This window comes from Burkholderia crassaminum (genome assembly GCF_964265005.1).
Taxonomy (GTDB): Bacteria; Pseudomonadota; Gammaproteobacteria; order Burkholderiales; family Burkholderiaceae; genus Burkholderia.
This window is the reverse complement of the sequence record NZ_OZ183801.1, coordinates 976,548-993,237: the sequence shown is the minus strand read 5'-3', so window position 1 is coordinate 993,237 and position 16,690 is coordinate 976,548. Positions and strand designations below refer to the sequence as shown.

Annotated in this window: 10 protein-coding genes and 1 pseudogene; 9 read left to right on the top strand and 2 right to left on the bottom strand. The window is 61.6% G+C overall.

The annotated features are described in order from the left end of the window. Nucleotides 1-62 precede the first annotated feature (62 nt). A complete protein-coding gene (cysC, locus tag ACPTTF_RS37560; protein ID WP_423372527.1) occupies nucleotides 63-668 on the top strand; it encodes an adenylyl-sulfate kinase in 606 nt (201 codons plus the stop codon). Nucleotides 669-725: 57 nt separating this feature from the next. Here the strand turns inward: cysC and ACPTTF_RS37555 are convergent, their stop codons facing one another. Further along, nucleotides 726-1,508 carry an alpha/beta fold hydrolase gene (locus ACPTTF_RS37555; RefSeq protein ID WP_423372526.1) on the bottom strand — a complete coding sequence of 261 codons (783 nt, stop codon included), beginning with the start codon at nucleotides 1,506-1,508 and terminating at the stop codon, nucleotides 726-728. 979 nt (nucleotides 1,509-2,487) lie between these two features. On the opposite strand from ACPTTF_RS37555, the gene ACPTTF_RS37550 reads away from it, so the two are divergent. Beyond that, entirely contained in the window at nucleotides 2,488-3,162 is a 675-nt protein-coding gene (locus ACPTTF_RS37550) for a lytic polysaccharide monooxygenase auxiliary activity family 9 protein (protein ID WP_423372631.1), read from the top strand. A gap of 97 nt (nucleotides 3,163-3,259) precedes the next feature. On the opposite strand, the gene ACPTTF_RS37545 is transcribed toward ACPTTF_RS37550, so the two are convergent. Continuing rightward, nucleotides 3,260-4,663, bottom strand: coding sequence for a GGDEF domain-containing protein (locus ACPTTF_RS37545; RefSeq protein WP_423372525.1), 1,404 nt, complete (start codon nucleotides 4,661-4,663; stop codon nucleotides 3,260-3,262). A gap of 585 nt (nucleotides 4,664-5,248) precedes the next feature. Between ACPTTF_RS37545 and ACPTTF_RS37540 the strand changes: the two genes are divergently transcribed. The 7 genes and pseudogenes from ACPTTF_RS37540 (at nucleotide 5,249) to ACPTTF_RS37510 (ending at nucleotide 16,345) form a co-directional block, all read left to right on the top strand. Then, nucleotides 5,249-6,976: a S53 family peptidase gene (locus ACPTTF_RS37540; protein ID WP_423372524.1), complete on the top strand. Its 1,728-nt coding sequence runs from the start codon at nucleotides 5,249-5,251 to the stop codon at nucleotides 6,974-6,976. A 377-nt stretch (nucleotides 6,977-7,353) separates the two neighbouring features. After that, a complete protein-coding gene (locus ACPTTF_RS37535) occupies nucleotides 7,354-8,223 on the top strand; it encodes a glycosyl hydrolase (RefSeq protein ID WP_423391209.1) in 870 nt (289 codons plus the stop codon). Between the two features lie 135 nt (nucleotides 8,224-8,358). Then, nucleotides 8,359-8,793 (top strand): polymorphic toxin type 15 domain-containing protein, encoded by a 435-nt coding sequence (locus ACPTTF_RS37530; protein ID WP_423372523.1) that lies wholly within the window; start codon nucleotides 8,359-8,361, stop codon nucleotides 8,791-8,793. Between the two features lie 14 nt (nucleotides 8,794-8,807). After that, on the top strand, nucleotides 8,808-9,452 hold the full coding sequence (locus ACPTTF_RS37525; protein WP_423372522.1) for a GAD-like domain-containing protein: 645 nt from the start codon (nucleotides 8,808-8,810) through the stop codon (nucleotides 9,450-9,452). 512 nt (nucleotides 9,453-9,964) lie between these two features. Further along, a pseudogene (locus ACPTTF_RS37520) lies at nucleotides 9,965-10,657 on the top strand (IS5 family transposase); the annotation flags it as partial. Between the two features lie 57 nt (nucleotides 10,658-10,714). Then, nucleotides 10,715-14,287, top strand: a complete 3,573-nt coding sequence (locus ACPTTF_RS37515; protein WP_423372521.1) for an AAA domain-containing protein — start codon at nucleotides 10,715-10,717, stop codon at nucleotides 14,285-14,287. Nucleotides 14,288-15,619: 1,332 nt separating this feature from the next. Continuing rightward, the gene (locus ACPTTF_RS37510) at nucleotides 15,620-16,345 is read left to right on the top strand and encodes an autoinducer binding domain-containing protein (protein ID WP_166958988.1); all 726 of its coding nucleotides are present in this window, start codon (nucleotides 15,620-15,622) and stop codon (nucleotides 16,343-16,345) included. The last annotated feature ends 345 nt before the right edge of the window (nucleotides 16,346-16,690 follow it).

Sequence of the window (16,690 nt, the reverse complement as noted above, 5' to 3'; positions counted from 1 at the left end):
CTTCGCACGGGACATCGCGTGCCCGCTATCTCGCTTGACACACTTTGGGGAGATTTCAATTGATGAGAATGCTGCATTCTGCTGGTGAAACCGGATCGCAAACGCCGTCGATCGACCGTCGCTACCGCGAACGACAGCAGGCGCACCGGGCGCTCGCCATCTGGCTGACCGGGTTGTCGGGCGCGGGCAAGTCGACGCTGGCGGTGGCGGTCGAGCAGCGCTTGCACCTTGCCGGCAAGCGAACCTACGTACTGGACGGCGACAGCCTCCGGCATGGCCTGTGCAGCGACCTGGGCTTTTCGGCCGACGACCGCACGGAAAACATCCGCCGCGCGGGCGAAGTCGCCCGGCTGTTCGTCGATGCCGGCGTGATCGTCCTGTCCGCATTCATTTCGCCGTTCCAGGGGGATCGCGAGACCGTGCGCGCGCTGTTCGCACCGGGCGATTTCATCGAGGTTCACTGTGACTGCGACCTTCAGGTCTGCGAACAGCGCGACGTCAAGGGCCTGTACCGAAAGGCGCGCGCGGGATTGATCACGGACTTTACGGGAATCTCGTCGCCGTACGAGCCGCCGCTGCATCCGGAAGTGCGCGTCGACACCGGCAATGAATCGCTCGACGCGTGCGTCGACCGGATCGTCGGTGTCGTGCTCGGCGCGCTGCGCTAAGCCGCCCGCGCGCGACCGGCGCGGACCGGCCGGTCGCACGGAGCGGGTCGCCGCCGCTTACCCGACGCTTTTCAGGAAGGCTTCCACGGCGCCCGAGATCGCGTCGGCATGCTTGTCGCCCTGCAGGTCGAGGTGGGTTGCGCCCTGCACCCAGAACACCGAGGCGAAAGGAATTGCCTGCGCCGCGCGCTTGACCATGAAGTTCACATGGCTGTCGGTCCCGCCGATCAGCAGGACCGGCACCCGCAGTTGGGCGAGGTTGTCGTCGGAGATCGGGTTCTCCGCGCGAATCGTGAATTCGTGGGCCAGCAGGTTGTCGCTGTTGATGTTGGTGACGATCGATTGAACGACCTGCGTCGCACGCTCCTGCACCAGTCCGACGGTCGGATCGACGTATCGGAGCACGCGCTCGACCGCGCCCGCCTTGTCCCCCGCGGCGGCCTTCCGCGCACGCTCGAGCAGGTCTTCCTTCGGCGTGTAGAGCGCCGGCTCGACCAGAATCAACGCACCGATCCGGTCGGGATGCGCCAGCGCATACGCCGTCGTGAAATAACCGCCATGGGAGTAGCCGAACAGCACGGTTTTCCCGTTCGCTCCGGCGGCCGTGACCGTGTCGAGATCGGCGACGTAGTCGCTCAGCGCCGGCGTGGCCTGCCGGTCCTGCGCGACACTCCTGCCGTAGCCGCGCAGCTGCATCTGGCTGACCGGTAGCGACAGCCGGTCGAGCGCCGCGAAATGACCGCACGCAACGGCGGTAACGTGAAAGGCGCCTTGCTCGCGAAGGACGCTCACTTCAATTTCCGCACCCCGGGAAGTCAGAACGCGCGACGCTGCAGTCATAATGTTCTCTCCAGATATGGGTTAAAAATAGTGAATAAAAGGCGCGTCAATTGCGGGAATATTTTGCTTCGCCGTGTCCGGCGCACCGCATTTCACGCGAAATTCAGCATAGGTGATCGGGTGCGATTTTCAACCGGAAATTGATGATTCCCGGATATCGAATTGCATCGAAATCAAGGGGGGCCTGCGAGGAAGCATTTGGAGATTGGTTGGGCCGTGTTGCGACACGGTATCCGTTCAGCGTTCCGATGCCGTGGGAAATGAGCACAAGGCTGCGCTGCGCGCGATTAGCCGCTATCGAGTGCCGATCCCGAACATCGTGTGATCACGACTGGCGGAGCTGAAGCCGCGCTGCGGGAGAGTTGACACCGATCTTCGCGGCGCCCGCCCGGTGGCAACTCTGACTCTGATGCGCGGCGCACAACCTCATGAATTCACCGGTTTTCACATCTCTCGCTCGACGACGGCTGGCGACGTGACATCTTTACTTCGCAATCGGTGGCAATCTTGATTTGGTCTACGATTGTTTGCGAGTTCAATTCAATTAAACCAATAAAATTATTGAACAATGAAGATGATCATGCCGGCGCCCTCCAAACGTGAAATATCGAGATCGATCATTCACGATCGTCAAACACCAAAATCCGCGTTGCATCAGGGCTGACGAACAACGCATCCTGAAAATGGATGTTTCGATGTCGCGAATCAAAAAAATTACTCATGAGGGAAGTTTATTTTTCCGATTTTCGCGGATAAGGTTCGAATCGGTGAAAGTTATTTGTCAGGAAGCATGGCGATCGATCATCGCCTGCCGAGGTTTCATCCGACCGCCGCTTTTGCCGATCAGCGTGCGCGACGACGCGTCGCCAGGAATCCCTGCCCGGGATCTTGCGACAGGCTCGATGAGCGCATATCCGTTTCGACATCAATGCCATGAGGGCTCATGAACAAGATCATCCGCAGGTACGTTGCTTCCGTCATGCCACGCTCGCTGGCCGGCGTGGTGCTGCTGGTCGCGGCGGCCGGTGCTCACGCGCACGGCCGTTTGACCGAACCGCCTTCGCGCATCGTGCTGTGCACGCAAGGCCAGAATCCGAACTGCCCTGTCGACGCCTGGCACGCGAACGCGATGGAGAACGGCAAGTTCTTCCCCGCGACGCAAAGCGGCCTGTCGGATTCGTTCGCGCCGGACGACGCGAAGAATGCCGCACCACCGAAGGACGGCGAAATCGCCGGCGCCAGCACGAATGGCCCGCTGCCCGTGCTGAACGAGCAGTCGCCGGGCCGCTGGCAGAAGATCCCGCTACGGCCGGGCGCGGTGCAGAATTTCAAATGGGAATTCAGCGCCGTGCACAAGACGCGTCGCTGGAACTACTTCATTACACGTGCCGACTGGAACCCGTCGGAAAAACTGACGCGCGCGCAGTTCGAGCCCACGCCGTTCTGCACGATCCAGAATCCCGGCCAGCCATACTGGGACCCGAACGCGAACCTGGTACCACAGCAGCCGACCATTCACTCATGCCGGCTGCCGATGCGTAGCGGCTACCACGTCATCCTTGCGGTCTGGGAGGTCGCGGATACGGCGATGGCGTTCTATCAGGTCGTCGACGCGGTGTTCACCAATGGCGATACGACACGCAGTCCGTTCTGATACGGCCGCGACATGACGCGCCCGGCGATGCCGGGGCGTCATGAATTGAAGAGCGCTTGTCGCCGACGCGGAAGACGGCCCCGACACGGCAACCGGCTTACCCGGCGACCACCTGGTTGCGACCTTGATGCTTCGCGCGGTACAGGCGTTCGTCCGCCTTGCGCAGGATCGCGTCGATCGTCTCGCCGTCCCGGCCGAATTCGGAGGCGCCGACACTCACGGTGACCTTGATCGGTTCGCCGACGCCTGCTTCGAACGGCGCGCCGGAGATCGCCGCGCGGATGCGCTCGCCGATCGACCGGGCGGTGTCCAGCGCGGCCTGCGGCAGCAGCACCATGAATTCCTCGCCGCCCACCCGCGCAACGCCGTCGTACGGCCGGATCGCATCGGCGCATTTGTCGACGAAGCGTTGCAACACCTGATCGCCCGCCTGATGCCCGTAACTGTCGTTGATCGCCTTGAAGTGGTCGAGATCGAGCGCGAGCAGCGAGAACGGCGCGCCATTGCGCTTTGCCCGGTTGATTTCCGCTTCCACGCTTTCGATGAATTGCCGCCGGTTGGCCGCGCCCGTGAGCGGGTCCGTGGCCGCCAGGTGCTCGAGCTTTTCGTTGGTCTGTTGAAGCGCCTGCAGCGCGCGCTCCGTCCTGGCCATCGCGTCCCTCAACCGGGCAAACAGTTCTGCCTGGCTGTAGATCTTCGAAAACGAACGGGTCGTCTGAAAGGCCTGCACCACGCCGAAACTGAGCAGGAAGAAGCCGGCGGCGAAAATCGCATGCGCGAGCCACCACATGTGATTCCACGGCCGCCCGAGGATGAAGGCGAGCGAGGAGAGCGCGAACGACGTGACCGAAATGCCGTAGATCGTCATCAGCGGCGAGCGGATGCGACGTATGACCAGTGCAACGACGTTCACGCTCGAGAGCAGCAGTGCGCCGCCTTCCATCGACAGGCGCACCCACAGGTGGCCGGCCACCGGCGAGAAGGCGATCACGGCGACCGCGACGTCGACGAGTCCGAACACGGCGAGCCAGGGTAACCAGGTGCGGGGATCGGCGCGGGTTGTTGCGCTGTCGGCCTTGTGACTATAGGTGAGCTGCCCGACCAGGATCAGGATCGACATGGTCAGGCGCGATGCCGGTCCGTACAGCAGGAACAGCCAGATATTGTGATGCGCCATGCCGGTGAACAAGCCATGCAACGCATAGACGAGCGAAAAGCCCAGAAAGCCCAGCGTAAGCCAGCGAAGCAACGGCTCACCCGACAGGCGATAGCAGCGCCAGCAGACATACGTGACGAACACGCCTTCGAGCGTGGCGGCCGCGATCGCCAGTTCGTGAAAGGCGTGATTCTCGAATTTCAGCGACGGGTCCTGGAAGAAGTACAGGTAGGCGATCAGATAGGCAGGCACCAGCGCGAAGCCGACCAGCAGGAGCCTCGCGTACACCCGGGTGACCAGTTGGGCGGTGCGGGTCGACGCTTGGGTGGTGAGATCGACAGTCATGTTCGGCCTCCGGGTTCGGTGGATGAATCAAGGACGGCAACCTGACGTCATCGCGGGTCGGTCGCCAATACGATGAAGCCCGATCGCATTGCCTGAATTTCGTTGATTTGAACAATCAGCCAAATGGCTGCGAGATATCCGGTTAATTTGTCGAATGGCGACAATTGCAATATGGCAATGCGATCGCGTGAATATTTTCGGGTTTCGATATTGGCGGAAATAATCGATTCCAGGGTTGATGCCTGATGATTATGTAGTATAACAAATCGAAGTGCGGGCGTCGGACTGAAGCTTTACTACATTGACCGCCGAAATATCGGTATCCGCCGCCGCGCGGCGGGCCCGCTATCTCGGGCCTGCGTGACGACGTCACGATACCACTTGCATCGTGTTGTGACGGACTTCCGGTGTTGCGCGAAAGTGGCGTGCGACATGCTTCATCAGCATTGACCGAAGTCGTAGCGTTTTCCGTCGTAGATATAAAAACAGAATCAATATCGAAATTTGTCTTCAAATGACAATTTGTAAGGTTGTTTTCTTTTGAATTCGACCTGGGCGGAGCTTTGTCAATCGAAAGGGGAAATCATGAACCAGATCGGAATGACGGAGAGACGGTGTTCGAGAAATGAAACCGGCCGTATGCCACATGTCGTATCGCTTTCATTCGCGTTGCTCTCCCTGCTTGGCGCGACGGTGCCGGCCCATGCAGCAGAGGTACTGACCCGCCACGTCCGGGCCGAAACCGGCGTCGCGTTGGCGGCGCCCGCGAGCGCCGTTCCGGCGGACCGGCAGATGCTGCTCGACGTGGTGCTTCCGCTGCGGGACCGGGCAGGCCTGGACGCATTCGTCGCGGATGTCACCAACCCGGGCAGTCCGAACTTCCGTCATTACCTGACGCCGGCTGAATTCACCGCGCGATTCGGTCCGACCCGGGCGGACTACGCGTCGACCGTGCAATATCTCGTCGATCACGGCCTGACGTTGAAGGGAGGCAGCCGCGACGGCATGGATATCCAGGTGAGCGGGCCCGTATCGGCGATCGAAGCCGCGTTCAACCTGAAGCTGCGTTACTACCGGCATCCGACGGAGGGCCGGCTCTTCTTCGGCCCCGATCGTGAACCGACCACCTCGATGGGGGTTCCGCTTTGGCACGTGTCGGGGCTCGACAACTATTCGATTCCGCATCCGTTGTTCGTCAGGAAGACTGACTATGCGAAAGCGGGCGCCATCCGCCCCGACGCCATCGCGCCTCGAGCCACGACCGGGTCGGGGCCGTCCGCGTCATTTCTCGGAAGCGACATGCGCGCGGCCTACTATGGCGGCGCCAGCCTGACGGGCGCGGGGCAACACCTGGGCTTGCTTGAATACGCGGGCACGGAGCTGGCCGACCTCGACACCTATTTCAGCAACGTCGGGCAAACCAACCGCGTCCCGATCACGCTCGTCTCGACCGACGGGACCGCTACGTCCTGCGACCCAAGCGGATGCGATGACGGCGAGCAGACGCTCGACATGACCCAGGCCATCGGCATGGCGCCCGGGCTCGCGAGCCTGACGATGTTCGTCGGTTCCGCCGACACGGCCATCCTCGCCGCGATGACGACCCGCAATCCGTTGCCGACGGCGATCGGCTGCTCGTGGGGCTGGACGCCGGCCGATCCGTCCACGCTGGATCCGTACTTCGAAAAAATGGCTGCCCAGGGGCAATCGTTCTTTGCGGCGTCCGGCGACAGCGCGACCTGGTCGACCAGCAACGAGGCATGGCCCGCGGACAGCGCCTACGTCATTTCCGTCGGCGGGACCAGTCTGACGACGGGCTCGGCGGCAGGCGCGTGGAAGGCCGAGACGGCGTGGAGCGACAGCGGCGGCGGTGTTTCTCCCGCGCAGATCGCGATTCCGTCCTGGCAAAAGATCCGCGGTGTGGTCAATTCCAGCAACCGTGGCTCCACGGCCTATCGCAACGGACCGGACGTCTCCGCCAACGCCGACTTCACCTTCTACGTGTGTGCCAACCAGGCCGGCTGCACCGCGAACGAGTACGGCGGAACCAGCTTTGCCGCGCCGATGTGGGCAGGCTTCGTCGCGCTGGCGAACCAGCAGGCCGCCGCGTCCGGGAAGGCGCCCGTCGGGTACTTCAATCCGTTGATTTACGCGCAGAACCAGGTCAACGGCGCGCTGACGCCCACCTATGCGGCCACCTTCCACGATGTTGCGAGTGGCACCGCAGGCAGTTACTCGGCGGTGAAAGGCTATGACCTGGTCACCGGGTGGGGGAGCCCCAAGGCCGATCTGATCACGATGTTGATTCGGTAGTCCGTAGCAATGGTGCAGACGCTTGCCGCCCATGTGACGTGGCGGGTTTCCGTTACGTCCGTGCGGGCGGAGCGCGTCTTCCTGAAATGTTCCCCGGCATGTATGGCGTGAAAGACAGGTGCCGGTAATGCGTAAAACACGATGAGGGCATGAAAATGAAGAGCAACCAATCCGGAATCAAGAAGCGGTCGACCTTGAGGGGCGCGCTGGCGCTTTTGTTGGCATGGTCGTCTTTCGGCACGGGCGCTGCCGCGGCAGCCGGGACGGGTACCGGCACGGCGCCGGCATTCGTTTATAGCCCGTACAAGGACGCGACGATTTCGATGAACTGGAACACGAACGTCATCTCGTCGAACGTCACCGGTCAGTTGAGCCCGGTGCTGTCGGTGCTGCCAGCCGGTGTCCGTACGATGACGCTCGCGTTTGCGACCGGTGAATGCGGCAGCGAGAACTGGGCGGGCGTCGACGGCGGCGCGATGGCGTCCGCCAATGTGCCGCTTTTCACCGCGGCCAATGTGAATTACGTGATTTCCACCGGCGGCGCGGCCGGCATGTTCACGTGCGGGACGGATGCGGGCATGACGGCCTTCATCAATCGTTATGCGTCGAGCAACCTCATCGGGATCGATTTCGATATCGAGGGCGGGCAGACACAACAGGTGATCAACGATCTCGTCCAGCGCGTGGCAGTCGCCCAGCAGAATTATCCGGGCCTGCGCTTCAGCTTTACGCTCGCGACACTGGCCCCTTCCCAGCAGGGCGCGACCACGGCCAGCTCCTGGGGCGCCAGCGCCCCCGACAGCTTCAACGTGTATGGCGACTGGGTCATGCAGGCGATCCAGGCGTACGGGCTGAAGAACTACACCATCGACCTGATGACGATGGACTACGGGTCGGCGGGGGCGGGGAACTGCGTGGTCGCGAACGGCACCTGCCAGATGGGACAGTCGGCGATCCAGGCGGCGATGAACCTGCACGATCACTGGGGTGTGCCGTACAACCAGATCGAGCTGACGCCGATGATCGGCGGCAACGATGTGAGCGGCGAAACCTTTACGCCGGCAGATGTGGACACCGTTGCGCAGTTCGTGAAACAGAATGGTCTCGTGGGTGTCCACTTCTGGTCGTTCGACCGTGACGTCGATTGTCCGCCCGGCGCCGCGTCGTCGACGTGCAACTCCATTGGCGGTGTCGGTACGCTCGGTTATACGAACCGGTTTGCCAACGACCTGGCGCCCGGCAATTGAACGAAGAGGGGGCAGGGAGGAGACCATGCGGGCCGTCCGTATCATGGCGACGAGTTTTCCCATGGTCTCCGATTTCCACGGCCGGCAACTGGAGGAATTGCGGTTGTCGAGGGGCGGGCCGCCGGTACGCGCCGGATGTGTTCGTCGGGGCAGAGGGGCAGTGTCCGCCCCGGGTCGACGCGCCACGCTCGTCGAAGCAATGCCCCATCGGTTCGAGCAGCGGCCGGCGTCGCTTGGTCACGGCGAATGCCCACTCGTGGGTCTGGCGTGGTACCTCGGCGGGCTAGACTGCATGGAGAAGCCGTTCCGCGCGAGGAAGGCCGTACCACGGCAACCGGGCGGGCTCAAACCGTCGCGAGCAAGCTTGCAGCGCTGCATGAGCCTGATATGGTGGCAGGGGGATGGGCAAGTCAAGACCCGACTCGAACGGGACGCTCGAGCGTCGACTCCTCCATCGTGGGAAGCTGGAACCAAGGCGGTCGCCTCTCGACGATGGAAGGTGCGGCATCGGATGCTATTTCAGGCAGCAGGGGTGATGCTTTGATGAACGTCAAGCTGGATTCTTGTTGAGGAAAGGGAGGGAGATGAGAGACGAAGATTTTGAACTGTTTATTGAAAGTTTCGGAGAGGCCACCAGCCGGGTCGAGGTGCCGCCGGCAAGCATCGCAAAGTTTCAAAAAAAATTGCCGGACCAGCTTCTGAAATATTGGACAGAAGAGGGTTGGGGTAGCTATGAGAACGGTTTGTTCTGGATAGTGAATCCGGAAGAATACGAAGACATCCTCGATATGTGGCTGGAGGGTACGGTCTTCGAAGAGGTTGACAGCTACCAGGTCATCGCGCGAACGGCGTTCGGAAAGCTGTATGCGTGGGGGGAGAAGACCGGGCCAAGCCTGACGGTCTCATGCCCAACGCATTCCCTTATTGCGTTGGAGCGAGATTTAACGAGACCACTGAAAAATCCGGACTTCCGGGTTCAGACGTTTTTCGGTGCGAAGACGAAGAATGAATGTGACTTCAAGGATATGTCGACGCAACCGCTGTTCGAACGAGCGTTCGGCAAGCTCGGAAAGCTCGAGCCGAACGAAATGTACGGATTTGAACCAGCGCTGGTTGCCGGAGGCTGCATGGATCTTGATCATCTGAAAAAGGTGAATCTCGATGTGCACTTGACGATTCTTCGGCAACTTGCACCACCCAAAATCCCGTTCCTCAATACGCCGACCTGATGCCGGCTGTATGTTGAAGGGCCCGGAGTGGTTGCTGCATCTTGCCGTCGGCAAACTTTCAGCAAGCAACCGACCTGGGCCGTCTTGATATGTTTAAGGTGCCCCTCACGCGGCTGTTCGAGTGAAGGGGGGGCGCCGGCCGTTTTCCACAGTAACGACAACTGGGCCGGCGACGTCGAGCGAGTCGCATGATCCCCTTTCAGACCCAGTTCGTCTCGATCCTCGCTCAAACTCACATGCACGGTGTCCGGTCGAACTGGCAACGGCCTTCGAGCGGGTGAGCCGGCGATGTTTACCGGGCACCTGTTCGCGCCGCGATTTCTAGTGTCTTTTTAGTGTTCGTCGAGTGGCGCGGCGCGTGCCCTTGTGGGCCTTTGTCTTGCTGCCGCGACGGCACAACACCGCGGGTGGCCCTGCCAACACGGTGGCCGAAGCAGGGCGCCCGTCGGACAGGGTGGGACGATCGGTGGCGCGGCACCTTCTGGGACTGACCGACCGATCGAGCGAGCGTGCGTGCAGTGCCGACCGGCATCCTGTTCGTGCTGCAATCTGGCATCCCTTGGGAAATGCTTCCGCAGGAAATGGACGGCTGCTCGGGCATGATTTGTTGGCGCGAACTGCGCGAGTGGCAACAGGCGGGCATCCGGGATCGGCTGAACGAGGTTCTGCTCGCGAATCTTCGGGCAGCCGATCGCATCGACGGGTCGCGCGTGGTCACCGATCCGTCCTCAATGCGAGCAGCGGGATCAGGTCAGGAAGCAGGACACAGTCTCACCGATCGAGCTCGGCCCGGCCTCGTTAGCGAAGCGCGGGGTATCCCGCTCGATCCAATCTTCACCGGGGCCAACCGTCACGACGTCACCCGGTTGCTACCGCTGATCGAAGCCATTCCGCCCATTCGTGGCAAGCGGGGGCGGCCGCTATCCAATCCGGTCGTCGTGCAGGCCAATCGCGGTGACGACCACGACACCTGTCGCAAGCCACTGCCCGCTGCTGGCATCGCCACGCAGATTGCCGATTGCAGCGAGCCGCACGGAAGCAACCTCGGAAAGACCCGATAGGTCGTCGAGCGCCCATTCGCATGGCTGCATGGCTTCCAGCGACTGCGCATCCGGTTCGATTGCCTCGCGGCCATTCAGAAGGAGCTCATGAAAATCGCCGCTTGCCTCATTTTCCGGAGACGGCTTCAATACGCATTGTGTTAGATCTTCTTGCAGCGGCCAGCGGCAATTCACGTCGCTCAACCATCGAACGAAACAGCCATGCACGACAAATCGAAAGCTTACGCCGCATATTGGAGAAATTCGCTCGTCGACGCCGAGTTGGGAACGGGGGCGCTGAAAAAAGACGAACTGGGCGTGCACCGGACGGTATCGGAAACGGAAGCGCACACAGGTTTCCTGCACGAGGATACTGTCACGGCATTCTTTTCCGGAGAAGCGGACGACACCCGCTTCGTCGAAGTCGTCTATCGCCCGTTGCTTTACCGGGCGAAAGTCGAGCACGGCACGATTGCTGAACAATTACCGGAATTGATTACGCCGATCGTTACACAGGCGCTGTTGTCGCGCGACGGATGCTTGCTGCCGAAAGGCAACACGGTTGTTCCCAGGGATATCCTGCAGCCGCTCGAAGCGGGCGCTTTTTCGGTCGGAACCGTCGACGACCTCGACACGTTCCTGACGAAAGAAGGCAGCGCGCCGGGCATGTCTCCCGCCGACGTGATCGACGACAGTGGTACGCGGCTTGTCGAATTCTCGAAGCGCTGGGCCGCCTATCTCACCGGCGTCCGCACCATGACGGATGCTGTATGCCGTGAATTCGTCTCTCGCACGCAGCAGTTCATGCTCGTCGATCACGCGCTCGTGCTGAAGAAGAACGTCATCACAGGCACGACGCGCCATATCGTGCCGCTATATGACCATCTGCGCGACAAACGTCCCGAGACGCCGCTCTTCGACACCTACGCGCGCGAGGCCGCCGCCGGGATCGAGCCATGCCTTTCGCTCGACGCGTCGTTTGCCGACCGGCTCGGACATTCGAGCGACCGATTCGCGCTCGTCGACGCGCAGCGTGCGGCGCTCAATCACGTGCTTGCGGCGCAGGAAGGCGAAATCGTCGCCGTAAACGGTCCGCCCGGCACGGGCAAGACGACGCTGCTGTTGTCGGTCGTCGCGTCGCTGTGGGCGCGTGCGGCGCTCGAAGGCGGCGACCCACCCGTGGTGTGTGCGGCGTCGACCAACAATCAGGCGGTGACCAACATCATCGACGCGTTCGGAAAGGACTTCTCGCACGGCGATGGGGTGTTTGGCGGTCGGTGGTTGCCCGGCATCGCGAGCTTCGGTGCCTATTTGCCGTCGCAGCAACGCGAAACGGAGACGGCCGGGAAGTATCAGACCAACGCGTTCTTCGACGCGATCGAGACACCCGAATACGTCGATCAGGCGAGGACGGCGTACTTGTCGCACGCGCAGACCGCGTTTCCCGGCATGACGGAGCCGACCGTCACCGCAGTCGTCGCGCGGCTCCAGGACGAATTGAAGACGCTGGCCGGACGGCTCGCGGCCGTCGAAGGAAATTGGCATCTGTTGCGCGACGCGGAGGACGAGGTCGCGAACGAGCTCGGCGGCGATACCTCGAACGAAATGAAGCGCAGGCGCAAGGATGCGGCCGACACAAGCGCACGAGCGCGGCGATGGAAGACGATCAAGGATGAATGGGAGTCCTATCGGGCGCGCGAGTCACTGTTTTATGCGTTCTTTTCATGGCTGCCGCCCGTCGCGGGCAAGCGCATCCGATTGGCGCGCGAACACCTCAAAACGGCATTGCGCGACGAATCGCTTGCGCCTGATTCGCTCGGGGCGACGATGTCGGAGTTTGAAGTGGCGATCGATGAATGTCTTCAGGAATGCGACCTATTGAGAGATGCCGCGGCGCTTTCGGTGGAGCTTGGAGAATCCGTCCTGCTTGCGCAGTCGAACGCGCGGGACGACTTCCAGACGGCCGCGCGCGAAGCAGGCCTCGACGTTGACGACGGGACGCTCGCGCAATGCGATCTCATCGCCGACACGCAACTGCGCTTTCGGATCTTTCTGTTGACGACGCATTACTGGGAAGGCCGCTGGCTGCTCGAAATGGCGCAGTGGATGCCCGCGATCCTGAAGACGAAGGAAAAGCGCAACCCGGGCCCTTCGACGCTGATGCCGCGCTTTCGGCGGCGCATGATGGTGACGCCGTGCATGGTGTCGACGTTCGCGATGTTGCCGAAGTATCTGCGGACGTTCGTCGTCGGCGACGGCGGATTTCGCGGCGAGTATCTGTATAACTTCATCGATCTGCTGATCGTCGACGAAGCGGGGCAGGTGTTGCCCGAAGTCGCGGGCGCGTCGTTTGCACTGGCACGCAAGGCGCTCGTCATCGGCGACACGCAGCAGATCGAGCCGATCTGGTCGATTCCGCGTCAGGTCGACTTCGGCAATCTCGCGAATCTTGGCCTGGTGACCGGCGAAAGCGAGACGGCGCGATACGAGAAGATCGCCGAGACCGGAAAGGCCGCGGCGAGTGGCAGCGTGATGCGCGTCGCGCAGAATGCGAGTCGTTACCACGCGGACCCCGAACTCGAGCGCGGGCTTTATCTCTACGAGCATCGACGTTGCTATGACGAGATCATCGCGTTCTGCAATACGCTTTGCTATCGCGGCAAGCTGCTGGCGCGGCGCGGGCCGGCACCGGTATGTGAAGCGCAGGCGCCGGACTGCCTGCCGCCGATGGCGTACTTGCATATCGACGGCATTTGCGAGAGCCTGCCGACCGGAAGCCGCCGCAATTTGCTCGAAGCCGAGACGATCGCGGCGTGGCTGGCCGCGAATCGCGCGATGCTGGAAACGAAATATCAAGCGCCGCTCGCTCGGATCGTCGGCATCGTGTCACCGTTCGCCGCGCAGATCGCGGCTGTCCAGGCGGCGTGCGAGAAGCTCGGCATCGAAGTCGGACGGGCCGATGGTCAACTGACGGGCGGCACCGTTCATGCGCTGCAAGGCGCGGAACGCCACGTCGTCATCTTTTCGCCCGTCTATTCGAAGCACGACGACGGCCGCTTCATCGACCGGCGCGCGAGCATGCTCAACGTCGCCGTCTCGCGCGCAAAGGACAGCTTCCTCGTTTTCGGCGACATGGATGTCTTCACGACGGCCGCGCCGAGCGACCCGCGCGGCATATTGGGGGCTTTTCTCTTCGGTCGTTCCGACAATGCGCTGTCGTTCGAGCACCGTCTGCGCCCGGATCTGCAAACGAGCGGCACGGCGGTCTCTCAGTTGCGCGACGCGGCGGGTCACGATGCGTTTCTGCTCGACACGTTGTCGCGAGTCGAGGTTTCCATTCAGATCGTGACGCCGTGGCTGCGGCTCGATCGGGCGAAGGATACCGGCGCGTTCGATGCGATGTGCGAAGCGGTCGATCGCGGTGTCGACGTCGAGATCTACACGGATCCGCAGCTCAATATCGGCGATAGCGGTCCCGAGGCCGGGCGTAAGCGCGAGCGCCTGCTCGCCGACACGGAGGTGTTTCGGGAGGCTGGAATCGCGGTGACGTTTGTGGGACGAGTTCACAGCAAGGTCGTCATCGGCGACGAAGCGATTTATTGCGTCGGTTCGTTCAACTGGCTCAGCGCAGTGCGCTCGGGAGCGTATGCGCGTCACGAGACTTCTTTGCTGTATCGCGGCTCCGGGCTTTTGAACGAGATTCTGTCGATGCGCAAGAGCCTGCTGCAGCGGACGATCACAACCGGGCCGTTCGCAAGCAAAGGGCGGCAGCCGAGTCCGTCCGAGCAATCGTGACGTGCCGGCAGGCTGTTGAAGTTCGCACGGCCGTGACGTTACGAGCATGTATTGGCGTTCACAAATCGGGTCTGTCACGTCAACGATCGCGGGATAACGTGACAGCGCCCTTCGGTGATTCGATGCCGGCACCACCGAATCCGGCTGGCCGCATCGCGTCCTGGCGAGGGCCACCCGTGCGCGCCATGCCGTTTTTCGGACAGTCGAATCTCCGTCGGCCCGGTGCGGAATCGAAGCGCCGATATCTGACAATCGCGTGTTCAATCGAGGATGTTGGTTCGATCTGGGTAATACCGCGAGAATGATGCGGACAATTCGACTGATTACTCTATTTCATTTTTTTGCAACCTAAAGAAACGTATTATCCGGCTTGATCTGAAGCAAGCCGCTCTTTTATTTGAAAAACAGATAAGTAAATAACGGGCAGAAGCTCTGACCCGATATAAAAACTGGTTCTTTCCCGGAAAATTAGTGAACTTACGTCGGACTGTCGAATTTCCGACCTAATCGTCGCGTGAGCGACTGAATTACCTCGTCAACGGGGTGGTCGGTGTGCTGCACGATGGATGTGATTGATTCTATTTAATCAATTCTGGTGTTGGTAACGAGGGATGGTCTGTTTTGATGAGGTTGATTCGCTGGGCTTCACGCGGAGGTGGCAGGCATTTGTTATATACATGAAAGAATTCGGGCTTTGGCGGATTCGCAACAGATGCCCGGATTCTGGGAATCAGGATAGGAAATAATCGATTCCGAATCACGCCCCCATTTATCGAATCTCCATTCATCGAATCGGTGCGAGGATGCGCGCGATTCATGCGCATCACATAAAGCGCAGCACCATTCGACCGGCCCGATCCCACATCAGGACGCGTTTCCGTATGCTCCGCACGCGTTGCCGATTGTTCGTGCGCGCTGACCGTCGCGAGTGAGGATCAGCCACTGGCTGGCTCTTGCGGGCGGGTTGCTCCATCGTGTTTTTCCTCAACCTTGATCTGACATCTGGCGATGATGAAACCGAGTCCTGCCGATCCGCATGAGATGCTCGACCCGAGCGCGAAGCCGCCCGACCGAGATCGTCCCGTTCAGGCGCACGCCGCGTGCTGCCGGGTGGAGACGACCTGATGCCGTGACGTGCGCCGCGCGGCGACGGTGCCGTTTTCCTGAAACGGCCGGTCGGCGACGGCCTGCTTCACGTGTTTCTCACCGCGACGATGCCAGCTTCGTCCACGATGACGAACGGTTCGCGCGCCGATACCCATTCACAACAAACTTTCGTTAGCCGCAACCGAAGGGGCGGGGGTCGATATCGAAAGTTTGGAGCGCTGAGAAATGAATATCGATCTAACGATGTGGTGGCGCGATGTGTTCGCCGGCTTTGGTCAGGTCGTAACGGAGAAAAATCTGCTGCACCAGATGATCCGTTTCGGGAATCACCTGGGATTCGACTACGTGGCCGGCGGCGCGAAAGGGATGATCGTCACGTCGCAGGATGAAGTGAGAATCGTCTCCAATTATCCGCAGGCGTGGCTCGATCGCTACGTGCAGAGGAATTACGCGGCGATCGATCCGACCATCCGGATCGGCGCGCGCAGTCGCAGCCTGGTCATATGGGGCGACGCAATGTTTCGCAAGACGCCTCACCTCTGGGCCGAAGCGCAGCAGTTCGGGTTGAAGGCGGGGCTGTCGCAACCCGGGTGGGCGAGGGGGGGCATCTTCATGATGCTGTCGCTCGCCCGCAACGGCGAGCCGGTCACGATGGCCGAGGCCGCGGAACTGCAGCCGTATCTTTTGCTGCTGACCGAGTTCTTCATCTCGAAGATGCAGGATCTGATCGACAACTCGGACGCGACCCGCAACAGGACGCAACTGTCGCCGCGCGAGATCGAGGTACTGAAGTGGAGCGCGGCCGGCAAGACCGTGATCGAGCTGTCCGCCATCCTGGGCGTGACGGGCGCCACCGTACAGTTCCACTTGCAGAACGCGAAGCGCAAACTGGGCGTGTCGACGAAGATTCAGGCGACGGATCACGCGCGGCGTCTGGGCCTGATTGGATGAGTGCGGCCCGGAGATAGCCGCGGGCGGCGGTCGCGCACGATGCGCGGATGAGAGGATCCAGCGGCGTAGATAGCTGGGTCCATTCATCAGGACATCAGGAACGGAGAGCATGGGCGCGCGCGTTGCCGGGCCATGCTCCGTTGCTCCGGAGCGGAGTCGAACGGACCCCATCCGGCATTTGGCCGGCGAGCGATATCCGACGCATTCCGCAATGCGCGAATCGGCGCCCACGCGCTCGAGCGATGCGCGGGCACCGCAGCGCGGGGCGCGATGGGTGGCCGGCGTCCGCGTGGTGCGCGTGACGGCCGCGTATCCGACCGCGCGGCCGTCAGCGTACCGCGTTCG